The following is a 2630-nucleotide window of genomic DNA, read 5'->3' on the forward strand; positions in this document are numbered from 1 at the left end:
CGGCCGGCCCGCCCCGGGGGCCGAGGGCATCAAGGGCTCGACCAACGCCCACTGCACGTCGGTCAGGACCTCAGTGCGTCTCACTCGTCCAGCACGTCAACGCGACCAGCCACCCATTAAGAGACACGCCCCAGTGCCCTGGCACGGTTTGGTCTTCGGCTTCGGGCGGACGCACGGAGATTATCCTCATCTCGTCGACGAAACAGGGCGCGCGCTGGTCGGGCCTTTGGTGCGGTTTGCGTCGGTTCGGCCGGTGCGTAGGGCCGCCGCGACCTCGCGTCTGAGGCCACCGTGCGCTTGGACGTATTCCGTCCAATCGATCGTCTCTGGGCTCACTTGGGACTGCTGCACCGATAGGTGACAGGGTGGGTCAGGCTGCCTGGGCTGCGCCGAGGCCTCATCGGTTGCTAGGGGTTGTACCTGATCCCGGTGCCGCGCCCTTCCTTCTTCCTTAGCGGTCGCTGGGTTGTTAGATTATGAGGCTCGTGTGCGGTGGTGTCGAAGGTCAACGTTGGTCGTTGAGGATCTCGTCCGCGTTCTCGAAGGCCCACGCGACCAGGGGCAATAGGAGCGCGCTCAGCTCATGTCCACGTGCGGTGAGGCTGTAGTCGACCCTCGGCGGGATGATGGGCTGGGCCGTCCGCTGGACCAGGCCATCGCGTTCAAGGGTCTTGAGGGTCTGAGCCAGCATCTTCTCGCTGATGCCCTCCGCGCGCCGCCGCAACTCGCTCCAGCGCTGCTCACCCTCGGACAGGGCCACCAGGATCAGCACACCCCACTTGCTGGTGATGTGATCCAGGACGGTGCGGCTGGGGCACCCGGCCGGGAAAACGCCGTCGGCAAGGTGGGCCGGAAGGGGTGCTGCCTGGGCACCGGATGCGGGGTCACTAACTCTCATGTCAGTACCTTACTTGGAAGTGCGTACTCTCTTTTCGGAAGTAATCGGAAAGTGGGGCGGTTATGCCTTCCGTCAAGGACCCCATGGAAGGACATCATGAGCATCGTTATCACCGGAGCTACCGGGCAGCTCGGCCGCCAGGTCGTGGAGGCACTGCTGGAGCGCAACGTTCCGCCGCAGGAGATTGTGGCCGCGGGGCGTGCAGTCGACAAGATCGCGGGTCTGGCACTGCGCGGTGTCCACGTGAGGAAGCTGGACTACACCGACGCGTCCTCCGTAGGGACGGCCTTGAAGGGGGCCAGCAAAGTCCTCCTGGTCTCCGGTTCCGAGGTGGGCCAGCGGGTGGAGCAGCACCGTACCGTGATCGAGGCCGCTCAGCGCGAGGGGGTCCAGCTGGTCGCCTACACGAGCATCGCCAACGCGGACGCCAGCGGGATGAAGCTGGCCGTCGAGCACCAAGCCACCGAGACCCTCCTGGAGCAGTCCGGCGTTCCCTTCGTCGTGTTGCGCAACAGCTGGTATCTGGAGAACTACACCGACCAATTGCCGGGCACGCTCGCTCAGGGTGCCCTCGCCGGCAGTGCTGGCAATGGTCGTGTGAGCGCCGCCTCCCGCGCAGACTATGCCCAGGCGGCCGCCGCGGTGCTGCTGGCCGACGACCAGGCCGGCAGGATCTATGAGCTCGGCGGTGACAAACCGTTCACCATGGCCGAGCTTGCGGCAGAGATCAGCGCCGCGGCCGGCAAGCACATCTCCTACCAGGACCTGCCGCCGCGCGAATACGCCGGAATGCTCGCCAGCGTCGGAGTGCCCGAGGGGGGCGCGGAGATCCTCGCAGATTCTGATCTGGGAATAGCCCGCGGAGACCTCCTGGTGACCTCTGGAGACCTGAGCAGGCTTATCGGACGCCCGGCCACGTCCATGGCTGAGGCTGTTCGTTCGGCTGTCGCCTCAATCTAGCCTCTCGGTAGAACATGCAGGAGTGGGTAGTTCTGCTTGTCCAGCTTTCCAGCCGGGCAAGCAGAACTACCTACCGACCTCGCCCCTGCCGGCAAACCCCACACTGGCGTCCGATGGTGACATCTGCCGAGGAGTGTCCAACCGGGTATACCCTCTTACACACCCTCGGGGCAGACGGAAGTATGCTGTCAGAGTGGGTCCTAAACCGGGCCTTGGACACATTCGTGAGGGCAGGCCTTAAAGATGGTTGGACAAGTCGTCGGTTACGTCCGGGTGAGTTCGGCCGACCAGAACCCCGACCGGCAATTGGAGGCCATCGGGGAGTGCACCAAGGTCTTCACCGACAAGATCAGCGGCAAGTCCCGCGCCAAGCGAACCGGTCTGGCCAAGCTGATGGATTACATCCGGGACGGCGACACCGTGCGGGTGGCCTCCATGGACCGGTTGGGTCGGAGTACCCGAGACCTGTTCAACCTCGTGGATGAGATTGTCGCCAAGGGCGCATCCGTGGAGTTCATCAAGGAACGCATCACCGTGGACAAGAACGGGTCCTCCCCGATCGATGCGCTGATGCTCGGGGTCATGGCGTCTTTCGCTGAGTTCGAGCGCAATCTGATCCGGGAACGCCAGGCCGAGGGCATCGCGCTGGCCAAGGCCAAGGGCAAGTACGTGCAGGCCCCCAAGCTCAGCGCAGACGACGTGGAACAGGCTCAGGCAATGATCGACCTGGGCCTGCCCAAAACGGAGGTCGCCGAGCGTCTGGGAGTGTCCC

At 64.5% G+C, this 2630-nt stretch carries 3 protein-coding genes and 1 pseudogene; 2 read left to right on the forward strand and 2 right to left on the reverse strand.

Annotated features, from left to right (window positions below; genetic code table 11):
* Nucleotides 1–130 precede the first annotated feature (130 nt).
* Both Q0283_RS17060 and Q0283_RS17065 read right to left on the reverse strand, forming a co-directional pair.
* Nucleotides 131–339 (reverse strand): annotated as a pseudogene (locus Q0283_RS17060) (IS30 family transposase); the annotation flags it as partial.
* 166 nt (nt 340–505) lie between these two features.
* Entirely contained in the window at nt 506–898 is a 393-nt protein-coding gene (locus Q0283_RS17065) for a helix-turn-helix domain-containing protein (protein WP_298045801.1), read from the reverse strand.
* A 96-nt stretch (nt 899–994) separates the two neighbouring features.
* On the opposite strand from Q0283_RS17065, the gene Q0283_RS17070 reads away from it, so the two are divergent.
* Nucleotides 995–1858, forward strand: a complete 864-nt coding sequence (locus tag Q0283_RS17070; protein WP_298045803.1) for an SDR family oxidoreductase — start codon at nt 995–997, stop codon at nt 1856–1858.
* A 243-nt stretch (nt 1859–2101) separates the two neighbouring features.
* Nucleotides 2102–2630: recombinase family protein (locus Q0283_RS17075; RefSeq protein WP_298045805.1), on the forward strand; the 529-nt coding region annotated here is incomplete at its 3' end.

This window comes from uncultured Citricoccus sp., assembly GCF_937871995.1.
Lineage (GTDB): Bacteria > Actinomycetota > Actinomycetes > Actinomycetales > Micrococcaceae > Citricoccus.

What these genes read in the sequence shown, in the direction of transcription:
- Q0283_RS17065 (WP_298045801.1), bottom strand. Translation starts at nt 898, where the DNA reads ATGAGAGTTAGTGACCCCGCATCCGGTGCCCAGGCAGCACCCCTTCCG.
- Q0283_RS17070 (WP_298045803.1), top strand. Translation starts at nt 995, where the DNA reads ATGAGCATCGTTATCACCGGAGCTACCGGGCAGCTCGGCCGCCAGGTC.